This is a genomic window from Streptomyces sp. NBC_00223, from assembly GCF_036199905.1.
Lineage (GTDB): Bacteria > Actinomycetota > Actinomycetes > Streptomycetales > Streptomycetaceae > Actinacidiphila.
The window spans coordinates 4083141-4101773 of the sequence record NZ_CP108109.1 but is presented as its reverse complement, the minus strand read 5'-3'; the positions used below and the strand labels follow the sequence as shown (position 1 = coordinate 4101773).

Below are 18633 nucleotides of genomic sequence, written 5' to 3'. Positions count from 1 at the left end.
CCCGCCGAGCGGGATCGGCTGCGTCGTTCGACATGTTCCGCCGGGGTACCCCTGTCGGAGAGACAGGGGAGGGCGGACTACGCATCAGTCTACCGGTAGCGCCGAGATGCATGGGGCTTTGCCGGTACCTGAGTTCCCATGTGCCGCCCAAAACCTCGGTCGCGCGACTCCCTACACGCGGCCCCGGGGCCAAAACCGCTCACACGGGCGTCCAGGGCTTCCGGCTGTCAACCCCCGGCTACGCTGAGCACGTGCACTCCCGCCCCGGCCGTTTCACCCGTACGTGTCCCCGGGGCCGCGGCTGCCCGGCGCCCGCAGCCGGCCGTACGACCTGCTCGGACCGGCCGGCGCCAGCACCTTGAGCAGCTTCACCGTGCCGTGGCCCAGGTCCGCGTTGAGCCTGGCCACCAGGGTCGGGGCGAGCAGCCGCAGCTGTGTGGCCCACGCCGTCGAGTCGCACTGGACGGTGAGCACCCGCTCGTCCTCGTCGTAACGGTCGGGCGAGCAGTGCAGCGCCACCTCGGGGCCCACCAGCTGCGGCCAGCGGCCCATCACCCCGCCGACCGCGGCCGGGGCCTCCCAGCCGCGCTCGGTGATCAGCCGGCTGATCGCGGCGCCCAGCGGCAGCGGGTCCCGGCCGTCCGCCCGCGCACCGCTGCGCAGACCGCCGCGCCTGGCCTGCCGCTTCTGCACCGCGGCCGCGCCCCTGGCCCTGGCCTGCTCCTTCGCCGCGCGCAGCGCGACGCGGGCCAGGTCCACGCCCGCGGGCTGTCCGGTCGCCGCGGCGCCTGGGGGATCCTGCTCGGTCATAGCCGTTCCACCGTTCCGTTCTCCACCGCGAACCGCGCCCCGGAGAGCACGCCCGGCACATCGTCGTCCACCGCCGCGGTGACCAGCACCTGCTCGCCCGGAGCCACCAGCTCGGCCAGCCGCTCCCGGCGCCGGGTGTCCAGCTCGGCGAAGACGTCGTCCAGGACGAGCACGGGCTCGTCGCCGTCCGCGCACAGCAGCTCGTAGGAGGCCAGCCGCAGCGCCAGCGCGTACGACCACGACTCCCCATGACTGGCATAGCCCTTCGCGGGCAGCGAGCCAAGCCTCAGGACCAGATCGTCACGGTGGGGACCCACGAGTGTCACACCGCGCTCGATCTCCTGCCGCCGGGCCTCGCCCAGGGCTTCGAGCAACTGTCCGAACAGATCCTCGCGGCCGGTCGCCCCGGCCAGCCGCTCGTCGCCGATCGAGCCGCGGTAGTCGAGGCCGACCGGTCCGCCGCCGGGCGCCAGCTGCTCGTACGCCTTGTCCGCCAGCGGCTGGAGCGCCGCCACCAGGTCGAGACGCTGGGCCAGCAGCTCCGCGCCGACCCGGGCCAGATGCTGGTCCCACACGTCCAGGGTCGACAGGTCGGCGCCGCGGCCGCCGTGTCTGCGGGCCATTGCGGCGGACTTGAGCAGGGTGTTGCGCTGCTTGAGCACGCGCTCGTAGTCGGCGCGTACCCCGGCCAGCCGGGGGGCGCGGGCGGTGATCAGCTCGTCCAGGAAGCGGCGGCGCTCGCCCGGGTCGCCCTTGACCAGCGCCAGGTCCTCGGGGGCGAAGAGCACACTGCGCACGATGCCTAGCACATCACGGGGTCTGACCTGCGAGGACCTGTTGATCCTGGCACGGTTGGCGCGGCCCGGGTTGATCTCCAGCTCGATCAGCTGCTGCCGGTCGCCGCGCACCACCTGGGCGCGCAGCACCGCGCGCTCGGCGCCCTGGCGGACCAGCGGGGCGTCCGCGGCGACCCGGTGGCTGCCGAGCGTGGCCAGATAGCCGACCGCCTCGACGAGGTTGGTCTTGCCCTGGCCGTTGGGGCCCACGAACACCGTGACGCCCGGGTCGAGTGGGACCTCGGCCCGGGCGTAGGAGCGGAAGTCGGCGAGCGAAAGGTGCGCTACGTGCATGGCTCGCTGCGGCCCTGGGGCCGCCGACCTCCTCCGTGCTGCCGGCTTACTTGGACTCGACGGCGTGGCCGCCGAACTGGTTGCGCAGCGCGGCGATCATCTTCATCGACGGCGAGTCGTCCTGCCGGGAGGCGAACCGCGCGAAGAGCGAGGCCGTGATCGCGGGCAGCGGCACCGCGTGGTCGATCGCCGCCTCCACCGTCCAGCGGCCCTCGCCGGAGTCCTGCGCGAAGCCCTTGAGCCTGCCCAGGTGCTCGTCCTCGTCCAGGGCGCGCACCGCGAGGTCGAGCAGCCAGGAACGGATGACCGTGCCCTCCTGCCAGGAGCGGAAGACCTCGCGGACGTCGGTGACCGAGTCCACCGCCTCCAGCAGCTCCCAGCCCTCGGCGAAGGCCTGCATCATCGCGTACTCGATGCCGTTGTGGACCATCTTGGCGAAGTGGCCCGCGCCGACCTTGCCCGCGTGGACCGCGCCGGAGTCGCCCTCGGGCTTGAGCGCGTCGAAGATCGGCTGCACCTTGGCCACGTCCTCGGCGGTGCCGCCGTACATCAGCGCGTAGCCGTTCTGCAGGCCCCAGACGCCGCCGGAGACACCGCAGTCGACGAAGCCGATGCCCTTGGCGCCCAGCTCGCCGGCGTGCTTCTCGTCGTCCGTCCAGCGGGAGTTGCCGCCGTCGACCACGATGTCGCCGGGGGAGAGCAGCTCACCGAGCTCGTCGATGGTCGACTGGGTGGCCGCGCCGGCCGGGACCATCACCCAGACCACACGCGGTCCCTGGAGGCCGTCCACAAGCTCCTTGAGGCTGTGGACATCGGCGAGATCCGGGTTCCGGTCGTACCCGATGACGGTGTGGCCGCCGCGGCGGATGCGCTCGCGCATGTTGCCGCCCATCTTGCCGAGACCGATGAGACCGAGCTCCATCACAGATCCTTCGTTCGAAGCGTGCCTGACCTGAGGACGAGCCTACGACGGCCCGCCGACCACGGCTCAGCCGGACAGTCGCACCGGCATGATGAGGTACTTGTACGCGTCGTCCGCCTCGGCGTCCACGGCGGGGCGGCCGCTGAGCAGCGCGGGCTTGGTGGAGGTCGTGAAGGACAGCTGCGCCACCGGGGAGTCGATCGCGCTCAGGCCGTCCAGCAGGAAGGTCGGGTTGAAGGCGATCGAGATGTCGTCGCCGTCCAGCCTGGCGTCGACCCGCTCCACCGCCTGGGCGTCGTCGCTGGAACCGGCCTCCAGGGTGAGCACGCCCTGCTCGAAGCTCAGCCGCACCGGGGTGTTGCGCTCGGCCACCAGGGCCACGCGCTTGACCGCCTCGACGAAGGGCGCGGTCTCGATCACCGCGACCGAGGCGAACTCGGTCGGGAAGAGCGTGCGGTACTTCGGCAGGTCGCCTTCGAGCAACCGGGTGGTGGTCCGGCGGCCCGCGCCCTCGAAGCCGATCAGGCCCTCGCCCTCGCCGGACCCGGCCAGCGCGATCGAGACGGTGTCACCGCTGGTGAGCGACTTGGCGGTGTCCAGCAGGGTCTTGGCGGGCACCAGGGCGACCGCGGAGATGTCGGCCTGCTCGGGCTTCCACAGGAACTCGCGGACGGCGAAGCGGTAGCGGTCGGTGGCGGCCAGCGTCACCGTGTCGCCCTCGATCTCGATCCGCACACCGGTCAGCACCGGCAGGGTGTCGTCCCGGCCGGCCGCGATGGCGACCTGGGCGGCCGCGGCGGCGAAGACCTCGCCGGGCACGGTGCCGGAGGCGGTGGGCATCGCGGGCAGCGCCGGGTACTCGTCCACCGGCAGGGTGTGGAGGGTGAACCGCGAGCTGCCGCAGACGACGGTGACCCGTACGCCGTCGGTGGAGATCTCCACCGGGCGGTTGGGGAGCGCCCGGGAGATGTCGGCGAGCAGCCGGCCCGAGACCAGGACGGTGCCCTCCTCGTCGACCTCGGCGTCCACCGCGACCCGGGCCGAGACCTCGTAGTCGAAGCCGGACAGGCTCAGCCGGCCCTCCTCGGCCTTGAGCAGCAGCCCGGCGAGGACGGGCACCGGGGGACGGGCCGGGAGGCTGCGGGCTGCCCAAGCCACTGCCTCGGCGAGTACGTCGCGCTCCACCCGGATCTTCACCGGAACCGCCTCCTGCTTGTTGCTGACTGTCGGGGAACAGTCTGACGCACAGGACTGACAGTCGGAGCGGCTTGATGTCAAACGGCGACACGAGGCGCGGGCGGCTCGGGGCCGAGTTGTGCACAGCCCCCGCTTCGAAGCAGTTTCCCCCTTCTCTACGTGTAGTCGTAGTAGTAGGGGTTGTGGACACCGTGGATAAGTGGTTCCGGTGCAGGTCAGACCCTGTTTTTTATCCACCGTGCCTGTGGGCGGAGGGGGTGGATAACCAGGGGGTGCTGTGGACGGCGGAAAGTTCTCCACACCCGGTACACAGGGCACCTGTGGTTCTCCCCAGGCTCGTCCCCAGAAATACCCAGGTTCTCCCCAGGCCAACCCACCGCCTTGGTGTGACCGCTTTCACTCTTCCAGGGGACAGACCGTGTTTCGTTGCCGAACAGTGGACAAACATGTGGAGAAGTGGCTCCCAGCTGTGTACAACCGGGCCTCTCCTGTGGGCGAGCGGTGGACAACTGTCGGCGGCCGCTGTGCGGCGCCCCCGCTGTCCACAGTCTGTGGACAGGAGTTGCCCACAAATCCACACCCGGCTGAGCAGGCCGTACGCACCCCGGCGCAGGCTACCTGTGGACAGGATCGGGACAACTCCGGTGTCCCCAGGGTGTGGAAACGACAATCGCCGCGATCCTGTGGAGAAGCGGATCGCGGCGACAGTTAATCGAACAGGGGCAGCGGGGGCTCAGCTCTTGATGCGGTTGGTCAACTCGGTGACCTGGTTGTAGATGGACCGCCGCTCGGCCATCAGCGAGCGGATCTTGCGGTCCGCGTGCATCACCGTGGTGTGGTCCCGCCCGCCGAAGAGCGCGCCGATCTTCGGCAGCGACAGATCGGTCAGCTCCCGGCACAGATACATGGCGATCTGCCGCGCGGTGACCAGCACCCGGCTGCGCGAGGAGCCCGACAGGTCGTCCACCGCCAGCCCGAAGTACGCGGCGGTCTCGGCCATGATGGCGGTGCCGCTGATCTCCGGCACCGAGTCGTCGCCGCCGGGGATCAGGTCCTTCAGCACGATCTCGGTGAGCTGGAGGTCGACCGGCTGCCGGTTGAGGCTGGCGAAGGCCGTCACCCGGATCAGCGCGCCCTCCAGTTCGCGGATGTTCCGCGAGATCCGCGACGCGATGAACTCCAGCACCTCGGGCGGCGCGTTCAGCTGCTCCTGCACGGCCTTCTTGCGCAGGATCGCGATCCGGGTCTCCAGCTCGGGCGGCTGGACATCGGTGATCAGGCCCCACTCGAAGCGGTTGCGGAGCCGGTCCTCCAGCGTGACCAGCTGCTTGGGCGGCCGGTCGGAGGAGAGCACGATCTGCTTGTTGGCGTTGTGCAGGGTGTTGAAGGTGTGGAAGAACTCCTCCTGCGTCGACTCCTTCTGCGCCAGGAACTGGATGTCGTCGACCAGCAGGATGTCCATGTCCCGGTACCGCTTGCGGAAGGCGTCCGCCTTGCCGTCCCGGATGGAGTTGATGAACTCGTTGGTGAACTCCTCCGAGCTCACGTATCTGACCCGGGTGCCGGGGTAGAGGCTGCGCGCGTAATGCCCGATGGCGTGCAGCAGGTGCGTCTTGCCGAGGCCGGACTCACCGTAGATGAACAGCGGGTTGTACGCCTTGGCCGGCGCCTCGGCGACGGCGACCGCGGCGGCGTGCGCGAAGCGGTTGGACGCGCCGATGACGAAGGTGTCGAAGAGGTACTTCGGGTTCAGCCGCGCGGTCGGCTCCACCGCGCCGCCGGACGAGCCGCCCCGGCCGGTGGCCCCGGACGACTGCTCGCCGCCGCGGGGGACCGGCGGCGGGCTCTGCTGCTGGTAACCGGACTGCGCCGGCGCGTACGGCTGGTGGCCCTGGTGCGGCACGTTCGGGTAGCCGTCGCGCGGCTCGGGCCGGTAGCGCAGCTCGCGCCGGTCGTCGTAGGAGTCGCGCTCGCGCCGGTCCTCGTACGCGTCCCGGGGGCTGTCGTACGGTTCGCGCCGGCCGCCGTCGTACGGCTCGCGGCCGGGGAAGCCGGTGGGCTGCGGCGCGCCCCAGCCGCCGAGGTTGGGCTGCTGCCAGTCCTGGTGCTCGGAGTAGGCCGGGCGCATCCTCGGGCCGTCGGCGAGACCGCCGCGCTCGCCGCGGTCGCTGTGATCGCTGCGGGATCCCCGGTCGTACGGCTCCTGGGGCGCGGGGCCCTGCTCCTCGCGCTCGGGCGGGGGCGCCTGCTCCTGGTCGCCGCCGGACGCGACGGCGATGGCGATGCCCACCGGGTGACCGAACTCACGGCTGAGCACTTCGGTGATCAGGGGCAGCAGCCGGCCTTCGAGCACGCTCTTCGCGAACTCGTTGGGGGCGGAAAGGACCGCGGTGCCAGCCACCAGGGCGAGCGGCTGGGTGCGCTTGAGCCACTCCGCGTCCTTGGGCTTGAGGTCCTCGCTGTCCACCAGGAGTTTCTGCAGGACCCGGGGCCACACTGCGGCAAGATCGGCAGTCACGTCGGCCACAGTGCACGCTCTCTCGGTTGCTTGGTGGTGCTCAGAACTCCCGCGAAAGTGTGATTCTCCCCCGGGCGGGAAAATTGTTGAGTTCAGCCACGGTAGTCAGGGCGGCGCACACGGTTCAAGTCGTTGTCCACAGGGTGTGTACAAACTATGGGCTGCGGGGACCGGGTTTGACCGGATGGCCCAGCCGCACGTACCGTATCGAGGTCGAGTTGTCGATGGCTGCTGCCGCCTGCCTACCGATGGGCGAGGGTCCTCCGGATGTCCCCGGTCGATCGTCACAAGCGGTGCAACCGATTGGTCCGCGAGCTTTTCGTGGGCGCACGGTGACAGCCAGGCGACGCCCCGCCGGACACGATTTCCCTGGAGCCCCCGAGTGAGCAAGCGCACCTTCCAGCCGAACAACCGCCGTCGTGCGAAGACCCACGGCTTCCGTCTGCGTATGCGCACCCGCGCCGGCCGCGCGATCATCGCGACCCGCCGTGGCAAGGGTCGCTCACGCCTGTCCGCCTGATCGTCACAGGTCTATGACGTGCTGCCCACCGAGAATCGGCTGAGGCGGCGACAGGACTTCGCGACAGCGGTTCGCCGCGGACGCCGAGCGGGTCGCCCGCTGCTGGTCGTCCATCTGCGCCGCGACTCCACGGACCCGCATGTGCCTGGGGGGAGCACTCCCCCGGCACGTGCGGGTTTCGTCGTGAGCAAAGCAGTCGGAGGGTCGGTACAGCGCAACCTGGTCAAGCGTCGACTGCGTCACATCGTGCGGGACCGTCTGTCGCTGTTGCCCCCCGGTAGCCTTGTGGTAATCCGCGCGCTTCCCGGAGCCGGGAGCGCGGACCATGCACAGCTGGCCCTCGACCTGGACGCCGCACTGGAGCGGCTGCTGGGCCGTGACACCCGAGGCGAGGCCGAGGGGAGGGTGGCTCGATGAAATATCCATTGCTCGCGCTGATCAAGCTGTACCAGTGGACGATCAGTCCGCTGCTCGGCCCGGTCTGCCGCTATTACCCCTCGTGCTCGCACTACGGATACACGGCCATCGACCGGCACGGCGCGGTCAAGGGCACCGCCCTTACCGCGTGGCGCATCCTGCGGTGCAACCCCTGGTCGCCCGGCGGTGTGGACCATGTCCCGCCCCGTAAGCGACCCCCCTGGCACGATCGGCTGCGCCGCTATCTGCGGGGCGGCTCCGACGGGCCCGTCACGCCCGAGCCCACCGGACCCTCTCACGCACAAGGAGCCTGACCGTGGGGATCCTGAACCCCCTGTACGACGCCGTTTCGTGGATCATCGTCCAGTTCCACTCGCTCTACGGCATGGTCTTCGACAAGGACAGCGGCTGGGCGTGGGGTCTGTCCATCGTCTCGCTGGTGGTGCTGATCCGGATGGCGCTGATCCCGCTGTTCGTGAAGCAGATCAAGTCCACGCGGAACATGCAGGTGCTCCAGCCGAAGATGAAGGCGATCCAGGAGCGCTACAAGAACGACCGCCAGAAGCAGTCCGAAGAGATGATGAAGCTGTACAAGGAGACGGGTACCAACCCGCTCTCCTCGTGCCTGCCGATTCTGGTGCAGTCACCGTTCTTCTTCGCGCTCTACCACGTGCTCAGCAACATCGCCAAGGGCAAGAAGGTCGGCGTCATCCACGAGAACCTCGTGGACAGCGCGCAGAAGGCGCACATCTTCGGCGCCCCGCTGCCGGCGAAGTTCCTGGACTCCTCGGACACCCTGGCCAAGCTGCATGCCTCCGTCGGCGAGGTCCGCACGGTCACCATCATCATGATCGTGATGATGTCCGCGTCCCAGTTCTTCACCCAGCGCCAGCTGATGACGAAGAACGTGGACATGTCGGTGAAGACGCCGTTCATGCAGCAGCAGAAGATGCTGATGTACGTCTTCCCGCTGATCTTCGCGGTGTTCGGCATCATCGCCCCGGTCGGTGTCCTGGTCTACTGGCTGACCACCAACGTGTGGACGATGGGCCAGCAGCTGGTCGTCATCCGGCGCAACCCGACCCCCGGCAGCCTGGCGTTCCAGCAGCGGCAGGAGCGGCTGCGGGCCAAGGGCAAGCTGGTGGAGCCGCCGGAGGAGATCAAGGCCAAGGAAGCGGTCGAGGCGGCGCGGGCGAACCGTACGCAGCCCAAGCGGCAGCCGAAGTCCAAGCGGGCGACGGGCGCGGGTGCGGGCGGGGCCCGTCCGGTCGGCGCGGGCGGCGGTTCTGCCCCCGACTCCTCTTCCGAGGGCGGCTCAGGGTCCACCGCGGTCTCCGACTCCGATGCGGGCACGTCCAACGGACGCGCGAAGTCGTCCGGTGGCGGTGGGAAGTCGTCCGGCGCTTCCAAGGCCGGCGCCCCGAGGGCGGGCAAGCCCGGAGCTCCCAGGGCGGGCGGTTCGAAGCAGGGCGGCTCGCCGAAGCAGCCCGGTGACGCGAAGTCCAAGCCGACCAACCTGTCGAAGAAGAAGTAAGAGGAGAGTCCAGGCGTGAGCGACGTCAACACCACCACGGCATCCGACAGCGGCTCGTCCGCGACCCTGACCCGCCTGGAGCAGGAGGGCGAGATCGCCGCGGACTACCTGGAGGGTCTGCTGGACATCGCCGACCTCGACGGTGACATCGACATGGACGTCGAGGGCGAGCGCGCGTCGGTCTCGATCATCGGCGACACCGGCAGCCGCGACCTCAACAAGCTGGTCGGCCGGGACGGCGAGGTGCTGGAGGCGCTCCAGGAGCTGACCCGGCTCGCGGTGCACCGGGAGACCGGCGAGCGCAGCCGGCTGATGCTGGACATCTCCGGGTTCCGGGCCCGCAAGCGCGCGGAGCTGGCGAAGCTGGGCGCGAGCGCGGCCGAGGAGGCGAAGGAGACCGGGCAGCCGGTGAAGCTGGACCCGATGACGCCCTTCGAGCGCAAGGTCGTGCACGACGCGGTGGCGGCGGCGGGGCTGCGCAGTGAGTCCGAGGGCGAGGAGCCCCAGCGCCGGGTGGTCGTGCTTCCGGTGTGAGGACCGCATGGGCGGGACCGGCCGGGCCGTGACCTGGCCCCCGCTCGCTGTTCGTACTGTCGGCCCCGTCTGTTCGCAGGCGGGGCCGAAGCTTGTCAGCCTGATTGTGTGAGCATTTCTGGAGAACCGAGGAAAGGACAGTCCCCGTGACGGAGGCAGCCGCGGAGCTTCCCGCGCCGCCGGAGCAGGCCAGGGCGGTCTTCGGCGACCGGTTCGCCGACGCTCTGCGCTATGCCGAGCTGCTCGCTGACGCGGGAGTGCGGCGTGGTCTGATCGGTCCGCGTGAGGTGCCCCGCCTGTGGGAGCGGCATCTGCTGAACTGCGCGGTGCTGTCCGAGGTGATCGACCACGAGGTGTCGGTGTGCGATGTGGGCTCGGGGGCAGGACTGCCCGGCATTCCGCTGGCGCTGACCCGGCCGGATCTGGACATCACCCTGCTGGAGCCGTTGCTGCGCAGGACGACTTTCCTGGAAGAGGTCGTCAAGCTGCTGGGCTTGACGAATGTCACAGTGGTCCGCGGGCGGGCCGAGGAGATGATCGGCAAGCTGCCTTCGGTCGACGTGGTGACCGCGCGGGCCGTGGCGCCGCTCGACCGGCTGGCCGGCTGGGGTCTGCCGCTACTGCGGCCGCACGGTGAGATGGCCGTGCTCAAGGGCGACACGGCCGAGGAGGAGCTGAAGGCGGCCCGGGCGGCGCTGAGCCGTCTCGGCGCGGTGGACGCCACGGTCGTCCAGGTCGGCGAGGGCGTCGTGGACCCGCTCTCCACGGTGGTACGGGTGCTGGTCGGGGAGAGCCCCGGCGGCGTACGGGCGGCGACCCGCCGGGCGAAGGCGGCCCGCGCGAGCAGAAACCCGCGCGGCGGGGGCAACGCCGGTCGCCGACGCCGCTGAATCGGCGCTCTACGCCATACAAACGGCCAAATCGGCACAATTCGGAGTGTCTGCGGAGGATGGGCCACGGCGCTGTGCATCGTGTTCCACGTGAAACGTCGCTCGCTCCTTCCCGGAGTCCTCAGCCGTGGTCGCGCCGCAGCAGAGGCGCGCGCCAATAAACCCGCTAAGACGACCGCTCCTGTGGACAGATCACGGGATTTATCCACAGGCGGCCGGGCCTCGCTGGTTCAGCACCCCTCGGGCATGGCAGGCTCTTCTCATTGCGAGCCTGAAGTCGAGGAGAGTGAGTCCTTGCGGTCCGACGCCAACATCGCGGGGCCGATGGCCGACCCGGTCCCCGGTCCCCGCTCAGCTGAATCAGCCGGGGGACCTCTGTCCGGTCCCCCGAGGTTCGGGGGTGATGTTTCACGTGAAACATTGCCTCCCATGGATGACACTCCCATCGGTCGCGCCGCCCAATTGGCCGTCGAGGCCCTGGGCCGCGCCGGTGAGGGGCTGCCCAGACCGGCCCAGACCCGGGTGATGGTCGTCGCCAACCAGAAGGGCGGGGTCGGGAAGACCACGACCACGGTGAACCTGGCGGCCTCCCTGGCCCTGCACGGCAACCGGGTGCTGGTGATCGACCTCGACCCGCAGGGCAACGCCTCGACTGCGCTGGGCATCGACCACCACGCCGAAGTCCCGTCCATCTACGACGTCCTGGTGGAGAGCAGGCCGCTCTCCGATGTCGTGGTGCCGGTCGCCGACGTGGAAGGGCTCTTCTGCGCCCCCGCCACCATCGACCTGGCGGGCGCCGAGATCGAACTCGTCTCCCTGGTCGCCCGGGAGAGCCGCCTCCAGCGGGCCATCGCGGCGTACGAACAGCCGCTGGACTACGTCCTGATCGACTGCCCGCCCTCGCTCGGCCTCCTCACCGTCAACGCCCTGGTGGCCGGCGCCGAGGTGGTCATCCCGATCCAGTGCGAGTACTACGCGCTGGAGGGCCTGGGCCAGCTCCTGAAGAACGTGGAACTGGTCCGCGCCCATCTCAACCCGAAGCTCCATGTCTCGACGATCCTGCTGACGATGTACGACGGCCGGACCCGGCTCGCGTCTCAGGTCGCCGAGGAGGTCCGTACGCACTTCGGCAAGGAGGTGCTGCGGACCAACATTCCGCGATCGGTCCGCATCTCGGAGGCACCCAGCTACGGCCAGACCGTACTGACCTATGACCCGGGCTCCACCGGCGCGCTGTCGTATCTGGAAGCGGCCCGGGAGATGGCACTCCGCGGCCTTTCCGGTGGCGGCGAAGGCGGTATCACCGTCGAGTACGACCCGCAGGGCGAGCACAACGAGCACAACCCGCACAGCATGTCGGAGGGTATCCAGTGAGTGATCGACGCAGAGGGCTCGGCCGTGGTCTCGGCGCGCTGATCCCGGCCGCGCCGCAGGCCGGCACATCGCCCACGTCCGTGCCGGTCCTGACGCCGGACCGCGGTGTCGCGGCGGCCAAGGTGGCCGGACTGGTGGAGCGAAGAGCACCCGAGTCCGTACCGCCGCCGGTGGTGGACATCCCTGTTTCACGTGAAACAGAGCCCGACCTCTCCGCGTCCAGGGTCCCGGTCACCGGTGCCTACTTCGCGGAGCTGGAGCTGGACGTCATCACGCCGAACCCGCGCCAGCCGCGCGAGGTCTTCGACGAGGACGCCCTGAACGAGCTCATCACCTCCATCAAGGAGGTGGGTCTGCTCCAGCCGGTGGTGGTCCGTCAGATCGCCACCGACCGCTATGAGCTGATCATGGGTGAGCGGCGCTGGCGGGCCTGCCGGGAAGCCGGCCTGGACCGGATTCCCGCGATCGTCCGCGCCACGGACGACGAGAAGCTGCTGCTGGACGCCCTCCTGGAGAATCTGCACCGGGCCCAGCTGAACCCGCTGGAGGAGGCGGCGGCCTACGACCAGCTGCTGCGCGACTTCGCCTGCACCCATGAGCAGTTGGCGGACCGGATCGGGCGTTCGCGCTCGCAGGTCTCCAACACGCTGCGGCTGCTGAAGCTCCCCGCTCCGGTCCAGCGGCGGGTCGCGGCCGGGGTCATCTCCTTCGGTCACGCCCGCGCCCTGCTGTCGCTGGACGACTCGGACGAGCAGGACCGGGTGGCCCACCGGATCGTGGCCGAGGGGCTGTCGGTGCGCGCGGTCGAGGAGATCGTGACGCTGATGAACAGCGAGCCCAAGACGGCGGCCCGCAAGTCGTCGGCCCCGAGGGCCGGCCGTCGGGTCTCCCCGGCGCTCACCCACCTCGCCACCCGGCTGTCGGACCGCTTCGAGACCCGGGTGAAGGTCGATCTCGGCCAGAAGCGGGGAAAGATCGTCGTGGAGTTCGCCTCGATAGAGGATCTGGAGCGCATCCTGGGGGCCATGGCCCCCGGCGAGGGCAAGGTTCTGGAGAGCAAGCTGGATGACGACGAACAACCCGAGGACGACGCCGAGTGATCCGTCGGGCGCTCCGGTGACCCTCACCGGAGCGCCCGAATTCCGTTCGGCGCGCGACAGAAGCGACAGAAATGGGGTCTTGGCCACATGGGACGTCGGCTCGTACCGCTCACCCTCGACAATCTCCCGGACCTTCCCAGGCCCTGTCGGCGCTGTGTCTTCTGGGAGCTGGACCCGGTCAGCGGCGAGGCGGCCGTCCAGGCGGGCAAGCCCGAACTGGAGAAGGAGGCGTGGATCTCCGCGGCCCTGCTGGAGTGGGGCTCCTGCGGCAGGATCGTCTACGTCGACGAGGTCCCGGCGGGCTTTGTGCTCTACGCGCCCGCCGCGTATGTCCCGCGGTCACTGGCCTTTCCGACCAGCCCGGTGTCGGCGGACGCCGTTCAGCTGATGACCTCCCGGGTGCTGTCCGGCTATCAGGGCCAGGGCATCGGGCGCGTCCTGGTGCAGACGGTCGCCAAGGATCTGGTCCGGCGGGGCTTCAAGGCGATCGAGGCGTTCGGCGACGCGAGATGGTCCGCGCCCGCCTGTGTGCTTCCCGCGGACCATCTCACCGCGGTGGGCTTCAAGACGGTCCGCCCGCATCCGCGCTTCCCCCGGCTGCGGCTGGAGTTGCGTTCGACGATCTCCTGGAAGGAGGACGTCGAGATGGCGATCGACCGGCTGCTGGGGGCCGTTCAGAAGGAACCGGCGCTGCGGCCCCTGTAGGCACGGTCGCTGTGGGCACGGCCCCTGTAGGCACCGCCCTTGTGGGCACAAGAACGGCGGCCGGTCACTGTTCCACGTGGAACAGTGACCGGCCGCCGTCGGGTCGGTGCCGGACTCAGCCGATGAAGTCGGCGAGGTCGCGCACGATGGCGGCCTTCGGCTTGGCGCCGACGATGGTCTTCACGACCTCGCCGCCCTTGTAGACGTTGAGCGTCGGAATGGACATCACGCCGTACTTGGCGGCGGTCACCGGGTTCTCGTCGATGTTGAGCTTGACGATGGTGATCTCCTCGGGGTGCTCGGCCGCGATCGCCTCCAGGGAGGGGGCGATCTGACGGCACGGACCGCACCACTCGGCCCAGAAGTCCACCAGGACGGGCTTGTCGCTGGCGAGCACCTCCTCGGCGAAGGTCGCATCCGTCACGTGCTTGGTGTTGCCGGCCACGGCAGTCTCCTCAGGTAGGTCCAAGCGGGTGGAGGGGTTTCGGGTTCAGGCGGTCTTCTCGGCGTCGGCGAGCGCCGCCAGGTAGCGCTCGGCGTCCAGCGCGGCGGAACAGCCCGTGCCGGCCGCGGTGATCGCCTGGCGGTAGGTGTGGTCCACGACGTCTCCCGCGCCGAAGACACCGGGAATGCTGGTACGGGTGCTGGGAGCCTGCACGGTGAGGTAGCCCTCGGGGTCCAGGTCGAGCACTCCCTTGAACAGCTCGGTCCGCGGGTCGTGGCCGATGGCGATGAACAGCCCGGTGACGGGCAGTTCGGAGGTCTCGCCGGTCCTGGTGTTGCGCAGGGTCAGACCGGAGAGCTTGCCGTCGCCGTGGATCTCGGCGACCTCGCTGTCCCAGACGAAGGAGATCTTCGGGTCGGCGAAGGCGCGCTCCTGCATCGCCTTGGAGGCGCGCAGGCTGTCGCGGCGGTGCACGATCCGCACGGACTTGGCGAACCGGGAGAGGAAGGTCGCCTCCTCCATCGCGGTGTCGCCGCCGCCGATCACGGCGATGTCGTGGTCCCGGAAGAAGAAGCCGTCACAGGTGGCACACCAGGACACGCCGCGTCCGGAGAGCTGGTCCTCGTTGGGGAGGTTCAGCTTGCGGTGCTGCGATCCGGTGGTGACGATGACGGCCCTCGCGCGGTGCACGGTGCCGGCCGAGTCGGTGACCGTCTTGATGTCACCGCTGAGGTCGACCGCGACCACGTCGTCCGGGATCAGCTCGGCGCCGAAGCGCTCGGCCTGGGCGCGCATGTTGTCCATCAGATCCGGGCCGATGATGCCGTCACGGAACCCGGGGAAGTTCTCCACCTCGGTGGTGTTCATCAGCGCGCCGCCGGCGGTGACCGAACCCTCGAAGACCAGCGGGTTGAGGGACGCACGCGCCGTGTAGAGCGCCGCGGTGTACCCCGCGGGACCCGAGCCGATGATGATCACGTTACGGACGTCGCTCACGGGTGTCTTCCTCGTCTCTGCGAACTGCTGCGGGCCCTGGCTGGACTCTCGTCCTGCCTAACGGATACTACGGGTCCGGCATTCCCGGGGCAGCGTGCCGCTCGTGTCCTGGCGCCGCGCCCGCGCCTAACGCGGGTAGGTGTCCTGGAAGAGCACCGCGCCCGGCGCGGCGGGCGTGCAGGAGGCATTGACCACGAAGGCGTCCACGAGGCCGTCGTCACCGGGGTGCGGGAGGACGACGAGATAGCTCTCCGTGCCCTGGTACAGCTCGCGCTGGGCGGCCAGGGGGGTCTGGGCGCGCTGGGTGGCCTTGAGCACGCAGGAGGGCACGGGCACGGCGGCGGTCGCGCCGCTCGACCCGGGGGCCGTGCCGATGCCGTTCCTGCTGAGCATCGGGGTGTCGGCGTGGCCACTGACCTTGCCGGTCCCGAGGGTGCCGGGCGGGCTCTCCGGCCCGGCGAGCAGCCGCCGCACCTGGTTCCCCACCGGGTCGGTGACGGCCGCTCCGTCGGCCTTCCGCACGGCGTCCGAGTTGGCCGTGGTCGCCGTGCCGCCACCGCTCGACGCGGCCTGGTACAGGACGCCGCCGAGGAGGAGCACGGCGACAGCGGAGACCGCCGTGAGCACTCCCCGCCTCCGGCGACCGCCGCCGGGACGATTCCCGGCGGCGCCGCCGCGTCCGGGACCCTTGGCGCCGCCCGGGTGACCGTCGGGCGCGGTGGATGTTCCACGTGGAACAGGGACCGGCGCCGGCGATGTTTCACGTGGAACATCGGGCCGGGTGGCGTCGAGCAGGGCTGCGGCGGCGAGTGCCGCGTCGATCCGTCCGGCGACGTCCGCGGGCATCCGCCGCGGTCCCGGCAGGGTGCCCAGCAGCCCGCGGATCTCCTCCAGGGACGTCAGGACGTCCGCGCACAGATCGCAGCCCGCGAGGTGGTCACGCACCTCGGCGACCCGGTCGGGCGGCAGAAGGCCTTCGGAGAGGTCCGAGATCTCCGCGACCTCCGGATGCGGGTCCTTCCCCGTCGTCGATGTCACCGGTGGCCACCTCCGTCCCTTTCCGCTCCCGTCTCTGTGACGGATGCCCCCTCCGTCCGGTTCCTTCCCCCGGCGCGGTCGGCGCTATCCGTGCCACCGGTGCGCAGATGGGTGAGAAGCGGCAGCAGACGGGCCCGGCCGCGGGCACATCTGCTCTTGACCGTGCCGGTGGGGACGTCCAGCACCTTCGCCGCCTCGGCCACCGGGTAGCCCTGCATGTCGACCAGGACGAGCGCGGCCCGCTGCTCGGGCGGGAGAGTGGCGAGCGCCGCCAGCAGTTCGCGGTGCAGCTCGCCGCGCTCGGCCGGCGCCGCGGCGGACTCGTGCGGCTCCAGGAGGTTCTCGAAGTTCGTCTCCTGGGCGACCGGTGCGGTGCGCCGGGAGGCGGCCCTGCGGGTCCGGTCCAGACAGGCGTTCACCGTGATCCGGTGCAGCCACGTCGTGACGGCCGACTGGCCGCGGAAGGTGTGGGCGGCCCGGAAGGCGGACACCAGCGCGTCCTGCACGGCGTCCGCCGCCTCCTCGCGGTCCCCCAGGGTGCGCACCGCGACCGCCCACAGCCGATCGCGGTGGCGCCGGACCAGCTCCCCGAAGGCGTCGGCGTCCCCCGCGACATGCCGGGCAAGGAGATCGGCGTCGTCGGCGTCGCCGAACGCGTTTCCCGCCAAGACCGGCCCCCCGTCCGTGCTGCGCTCAGCCCGTGACGCTGATCTCGGAGATCTTGCCACGGAAGCCGTCGGGTGACGGCGGCAGCTTGGTCAGCCAGACGAGCAGGAAACGCGTGGTCACCTTGGAGCCAGGGGTGAGCGTCACCTGCGTACCGGAGCCGGAGGTCACCTTGGTGAAACCGTCGAGCTCGGTCGGCATCGTGGTCGTACTCGACGATGCCGCCATCAGGTCGACGGAGGTGTCGGCTCCCATGAAGTCGACGTTCACGTTGCTGACCCGGTGTGCGCTGCCCAGGTCGAGGATCACGCCGACGCCCGACTTGAGCCCGCCGAAGTCGGCCCGGGTGTACCAGCTCGTCTGCCAGTAGGTGGACGGGTCCTTGTCATAGACCTTGGGGATCAACGAGGGGGACTCGCTGTGGTCGCCGAGCGGGTCGAAGTCCTTGGCCGTCACGATCGTGACCGGACCGACCTTCGGGGGAGGCGCCACGCCCGCCTTCGAACCGGTGGGTGTGGGCTCGGTGGACCGGTCCTCGCGGGACTTGAGCGTGTCCGCGAGCTGCCAGCTGCCGAGCCCGATCGCGACGATCACCAGCGCGGACACCGCCCACTTCAGGATCTGTCCGGTACGGCCGGGCAGCGCGGGCGGCGGCGCCGGCGGGGCGGGCTGGGGGCGGGGGTGCCCGCCGACGGGCGGCGGGGGCTGCTGGAAGGCGGGCGCCCGGTACACCGGCGGCACCTGCTCAGGCGGCCGGATGCGCGGCAGGCCCGCGACGACCTTCGCCAGCTCCTCCGGGGTGGTGCAGGGCGACTCCTCGCGGGAAGCGGTGGCGCCGTCGTTCACCAGGGCGCGCATGGCGACCTCGGACAGGCCGCGGTGGACGCCCGCCCGTACCTGGTCGGGGGCGATGAGCCCGACGCCCTTGGGCAGCCCGGCCAGACCGTGCGCGTCCTCCTCGTACGGCCAGCGCTGGGTGAGCGCCGCGTAGAGCAGCGCCCCGATCGCCTCGGTGTCCTCGCGCTGGGGCCGCTCCGAGGTCAGCCCGCGCAGCGCCGCGGCCACGGCGAGCCCGCGGATGCGGTACTGCCCGGAGACCGTACGCAGCACCGCGCCCGGGTCGAGCCGCAGATGCGCCAGACCCTCGCGGTGGGCGGCGGCCATGCCCTGGGAGACCTGGCTGACCATCTGGTGGGCCTCGTGCGGCTCCAGCGGCCCCGCGGCCAGCAGATCGGCCAGCGAGGTCGCGTCGGGCAGCCACTCGTGGATGACGTAGACGAGGTCGTTCTCGTCGACCGCGTCGAGGACCTGGACGAACCTCGGGTCGCCGAGCAGGGCCGCGGAGCGGGCCGCGGAGAGGACCTTCCGGGCGCGGGGGTGGTCGGCGGGCAGGATGTGGATGCCGACCGCGCGGCGCAGCTTCTCGTCGACCGCGCGCCAGCTGCTGAAGCCGTCCACCCGGGTCACGCACTCCGCCAGCTGGTAGCGGCGGGCGAGCTTGTGGCCGCTGTGGAGCTCCGGCGCGGGGGTGCGGGTCTTGGCCTGCTTGGGCTGCTTCCCGTTGGCGGCGGGGCCGCCCGCGGGCTTCGCGGTGCCCGTCTTGGTGGTGGTCTTGGTGGCGGTCTTGGTGGCGACGCCGAGCTTCGTGGTGTCGGTGTCCACGGCGGCGCCGGCCTTCTCCGACTTCACCGACTCCGCGGTCTTCGCGGTCTTCACGGCGGCGGTACGCGCGACCGGGGGCTCGGCGGGCACTGCCACCGGTTCCGGGCCTTCCGCGTCCGGGGTCACCGGCGCCTCGCTGGATGACTCGTCGATGGCCGGATCCGCAGGGGCGGGC

Annotated in this window: 19 protein-coding genes; 9 read left to right on the top strand and 10 right to left on the bottom strand. The window is 70.5% G+C overall.

Annotation, left to right across the window (positions count from 1 at the left end; all coding sequences use genetic code 11):
• Positions 1-273: 273 nt before the first annotated feature.
• The 5 genes from OHA30_RS17265 to dnaA form a co-directional block, all read right to left on the bottom strand.
• Positions 274-810 (bottom strand): DUF721 domain-containing protein, encoded by a 537-nt coding sequence (locus OHA30_RS17265; protein WP_328914743.1) that lies wholly within the window; start codon positions 808-810, stop codon positions 274-276.
• The gene (gene recF, locus OHA30_RS17260) at positions 807-1940 is read right to left on the bottom strand and encodes a DNA replication/repair protein RecF (protein WP_328914742.1); all 1134 of its coding nucleotides are present in this window, start codon (positions 1938-1940) and stop codon (positions 807-809) included. The genes OHA30_RS17265 and recF overlap by 4 nt, the downstream gene beginning before the upstream one ends.
• A gap of 46 nt (positions 1941-1986) precedes the next feature.
• On the bottom strand, positions 1987-2862 hold the full coding sequence (gene gnd, locus OHA30_RS17255; protein ID WP_328914741.1) for a phosphogluconate dehydrogenase (NAD(+)-dependent, decarboxylating): 876 nt from the start codon (positions 2860-2862) through the stop codon (positions 1987-1989).
• A 66-nt stretch (positions 2863-2928) separates the two neighbouring features.
• Entirely contained in the window at positions 2929-4059 is a 1131-nt protein-coding gene (gene dnaN / locus OHA30_RS17250) for a DNA polymerase III subunit beta (protein ID WP_328914740.1), read from the bottom strand.
• 733 nt (positions 4060-4792) lie between these two features.
• The gene (gene dnaA / locus OHA30_RS17245; RefSeq protein ID WP_443045132.1) at positions 4793-6460 is read right to left on the bottom strand and encodes a chromosomal replication initiator protein DnaA; all 1668 of its coding nucleotides are present in this window, start codon (positions 6458-6460) and stop codon (positions 4793-4795) included.
• Between the two features lie 499 nt (positions 6461-6959).
• Here dnaA and rpmH point away from each other — a divergent pair, with 499 nt between their 5' ends.
• The 9 genes from rpmH (at position 6960) to OHA30_RS17200 (ending at position 13651) form a co-directional block, all read left to right on the top strand.
• On the top strand, positions 6960-7097 hold the full coding sequence (gene rpmH, locus OHA30_RS17240; RefSeq protein WP_328914738.1) for a 50S ribosomal protein L34: 138 nt from the start codon (positions 6960-6962) through the stop codon (positions 7095-7097).
• An 18-nt stretch (positions 7098-7115) separates the two neighbouring features.
• Complete coding sequence (gene rnpA / locus OHA30_RS17235; RefSeq protein ID WP_328914737.1) at positions 7116-7514, top strand: ribonuclease P protein component; 399 nt, start codon at positions 7116-7118, stop codon at positions 7512-7514.
• A complete protein-coding gene (gene yidD, locus OHA30_RS17230) occupies positions 7511-7828 on the top strand; it encodes a membrane protein insertion efficiency factor YidD (protein WP_328914736.1) in 318 nt (105 codons plus the stop codon). Before rnpA ends, yidD begins: the two co-directional genes overlap by 4 nt.
• A 2-nt stretch (positions 7829-7830) precedes the next feature.
• Positions 7831-9048, top strand: a complete 1218-nt coding sequence (gene yidC, locus OHA30_RS17225) for a membrane protein insertase YidC (protein WP_328914735.1) — start codon at positions 7831-7833, stop codon at positions 9046-9048.
• Positions 9049-9063: 15 nt separating this feature from the next.
• Positions 9064-9582 (top strand): Jag family protein, encoded by a 519-nt coding sequence (locus OHA30_RS17220; protein ID WP_328914734.1) that lies wholly within the window; start codon positions 9064-9066, stop codon positions 9580-9582.
• A gap of 146 nt (positions 9583-9728) precedes the next feature.
• On the top strand, positions 9729-10472 hold the full coding sequence (rsmG, locus tag OHA30_RS17215; RefSeq protein ID WP_328914733.1) for a 16S rRNA (guanine(527)-N(7))-methyltransferase RsmG: 744 nt from the start codon (positions 9729-9731) through the stop codon (positions 10470-10472).
• Between the two features lie 246 nt (positions 10473-10718).
• Positions 10719-11846 carry a ParA family protein gene (locus OHA30_RS17210; RefSeq protein WP_328914732.1) on the top strand — a complete coding sequence of 376 codons (1128 nt, stop codon included), beginning with the start codon at positions 10719-10721 and terminating at the stop codon, positions 11844-11846.
• Complete coding sequence (locus tag OHA30_RS17205; protein ID WP_328914731.1) at positions 11843-12946, top strand: ParB/RepB/Spo0J family partition protein; 1104 nt, start codon at positions 11843-11845, stop codon at positions 12944-12946. Before OHA30_RS17210 ends, OHA30_RS17205 begins: the two co-directional genes overlap by 4 nt.
• Before the next feature lie 87 nt (positions 12947-13033).
• Entirely contained in the window at positions 13034-13651 is a 618-nt protein-coding gene (locus tag OHA30_RS17200) for a GNAT family N-acetyltransferase (RefSeq protein ID WP_328914730.1), read from the top strand.
• A gap of 115 nt (positions 13652-13766) precedes the next feature.
• Here the strand turns inward: OHA30_RS17200 and trxA are convergent, their stop codons facing one another.
• The 5 genes from trxA to OHA30_RS17175 form a co-directional block, all read right to left on the bottom strand.
• Complete coding sequence (gene trxA / locus OHA30_RS17195) at positions 13767-14096, bottom strand: thioredoxin (RefSeq protein WP_328914729.1); 330 nt, start codon at positions 14094-14096, stop codon at positions 13767-13769.
• Between the two features lie 45 nt (positions 14097-14141).
• Positions 14142-15092, bottom strand: a complete 951-nt coding sequence (trxB, locus tag OHA30_RS17190) for a thioredoxin-disulfide reductase (protein ID WP_328914728.1) — start codon at positions 15090-15092, stop codon at positions 14142-14144.
• Positions 15093-15218: 126 nt separating this feature from the next.
• Entirely contained in the window at positions 15219-16130 is a 912-nt protein-coding gene (locus OHA30_RS17185) for an anti-sigma factor family protein (RefSeq protein ID WP_328914727.1), read from the bottom strand.
• Positions 16127-16798 carry an RNA polymerase sigma factor SigM gene (gene sigM, locus OHA30_RS17180; RefSeq protein ID WP_328914726.1) on the bottom strand — a complete coding sequence of 224 codons (672 nt, stop codon included), beginning with the start codon at positions 16796-16798 and terminating at the stop codon, positions 16127-16129. Before sigM ends, OHA30_RS17185 begins: the two co-directional genes overlap by 4 nt.
• A 25-nt stretch (positions 16799-16823) precedes the next feature.
• Positions 16824-18485 (bottom strand): protein kinase family protein, encoded by a 1662-nt coding sequence (locus OHA30_RS17175; RefSeq protein WP_405786082.1) that lies wholly within the window; start codon positions 18483-18485, stop codon positions 16824-16826.
• Positions 18486-18633 lie beyond the last annotated feature (148 nt).

Excerpts from the sequence above, each read along its gene's own strand:
- OHA30_RS17265 (WP_328914743.1), bottom strand. The coding sequence starts at position 810 with ATGACCGAGCAGGATCCCCCAGGCGCCGCGGCGACCGGACAGCCCGCG.
- recF (WP_328914742.1), bottom strand. The coding sequence starts at position 1,940 with ATGCACGTAGCGCACCTTTCGCTCGCCGACTTCCGCTCCTACGCCCGG.
- gnd (WP_328914741.1), bottom strand. The coding sequence starts at position 2,862 with ATGGAGCTCGGTCTCATCGGTCTCGGCAAGATGGGCGGCAACATGCGC.
- yidD (WP_328914736.1), top strand. The coding sequence starts at position 7,511 with ATGAAATATCCATTGCTCGCGCTGATCAAGCTGTACCAGTGGACGATC.
- OHA30_RS17210 (WP_328914732.1), top strand. The coding sequence starts at position 10,719 with ATGGCAGGCTCTTCTCATTGCGAGCCTGAAGTCGAGGAGAGTGAGTCC.
- OHA30_RS17200 (WP_328914730.1), top strand. The coding sequence starts at position 13,034 with ATGGGACGTCGGCTCGTACCGCTCACCCTCGACAATCTCCCGGACCTT.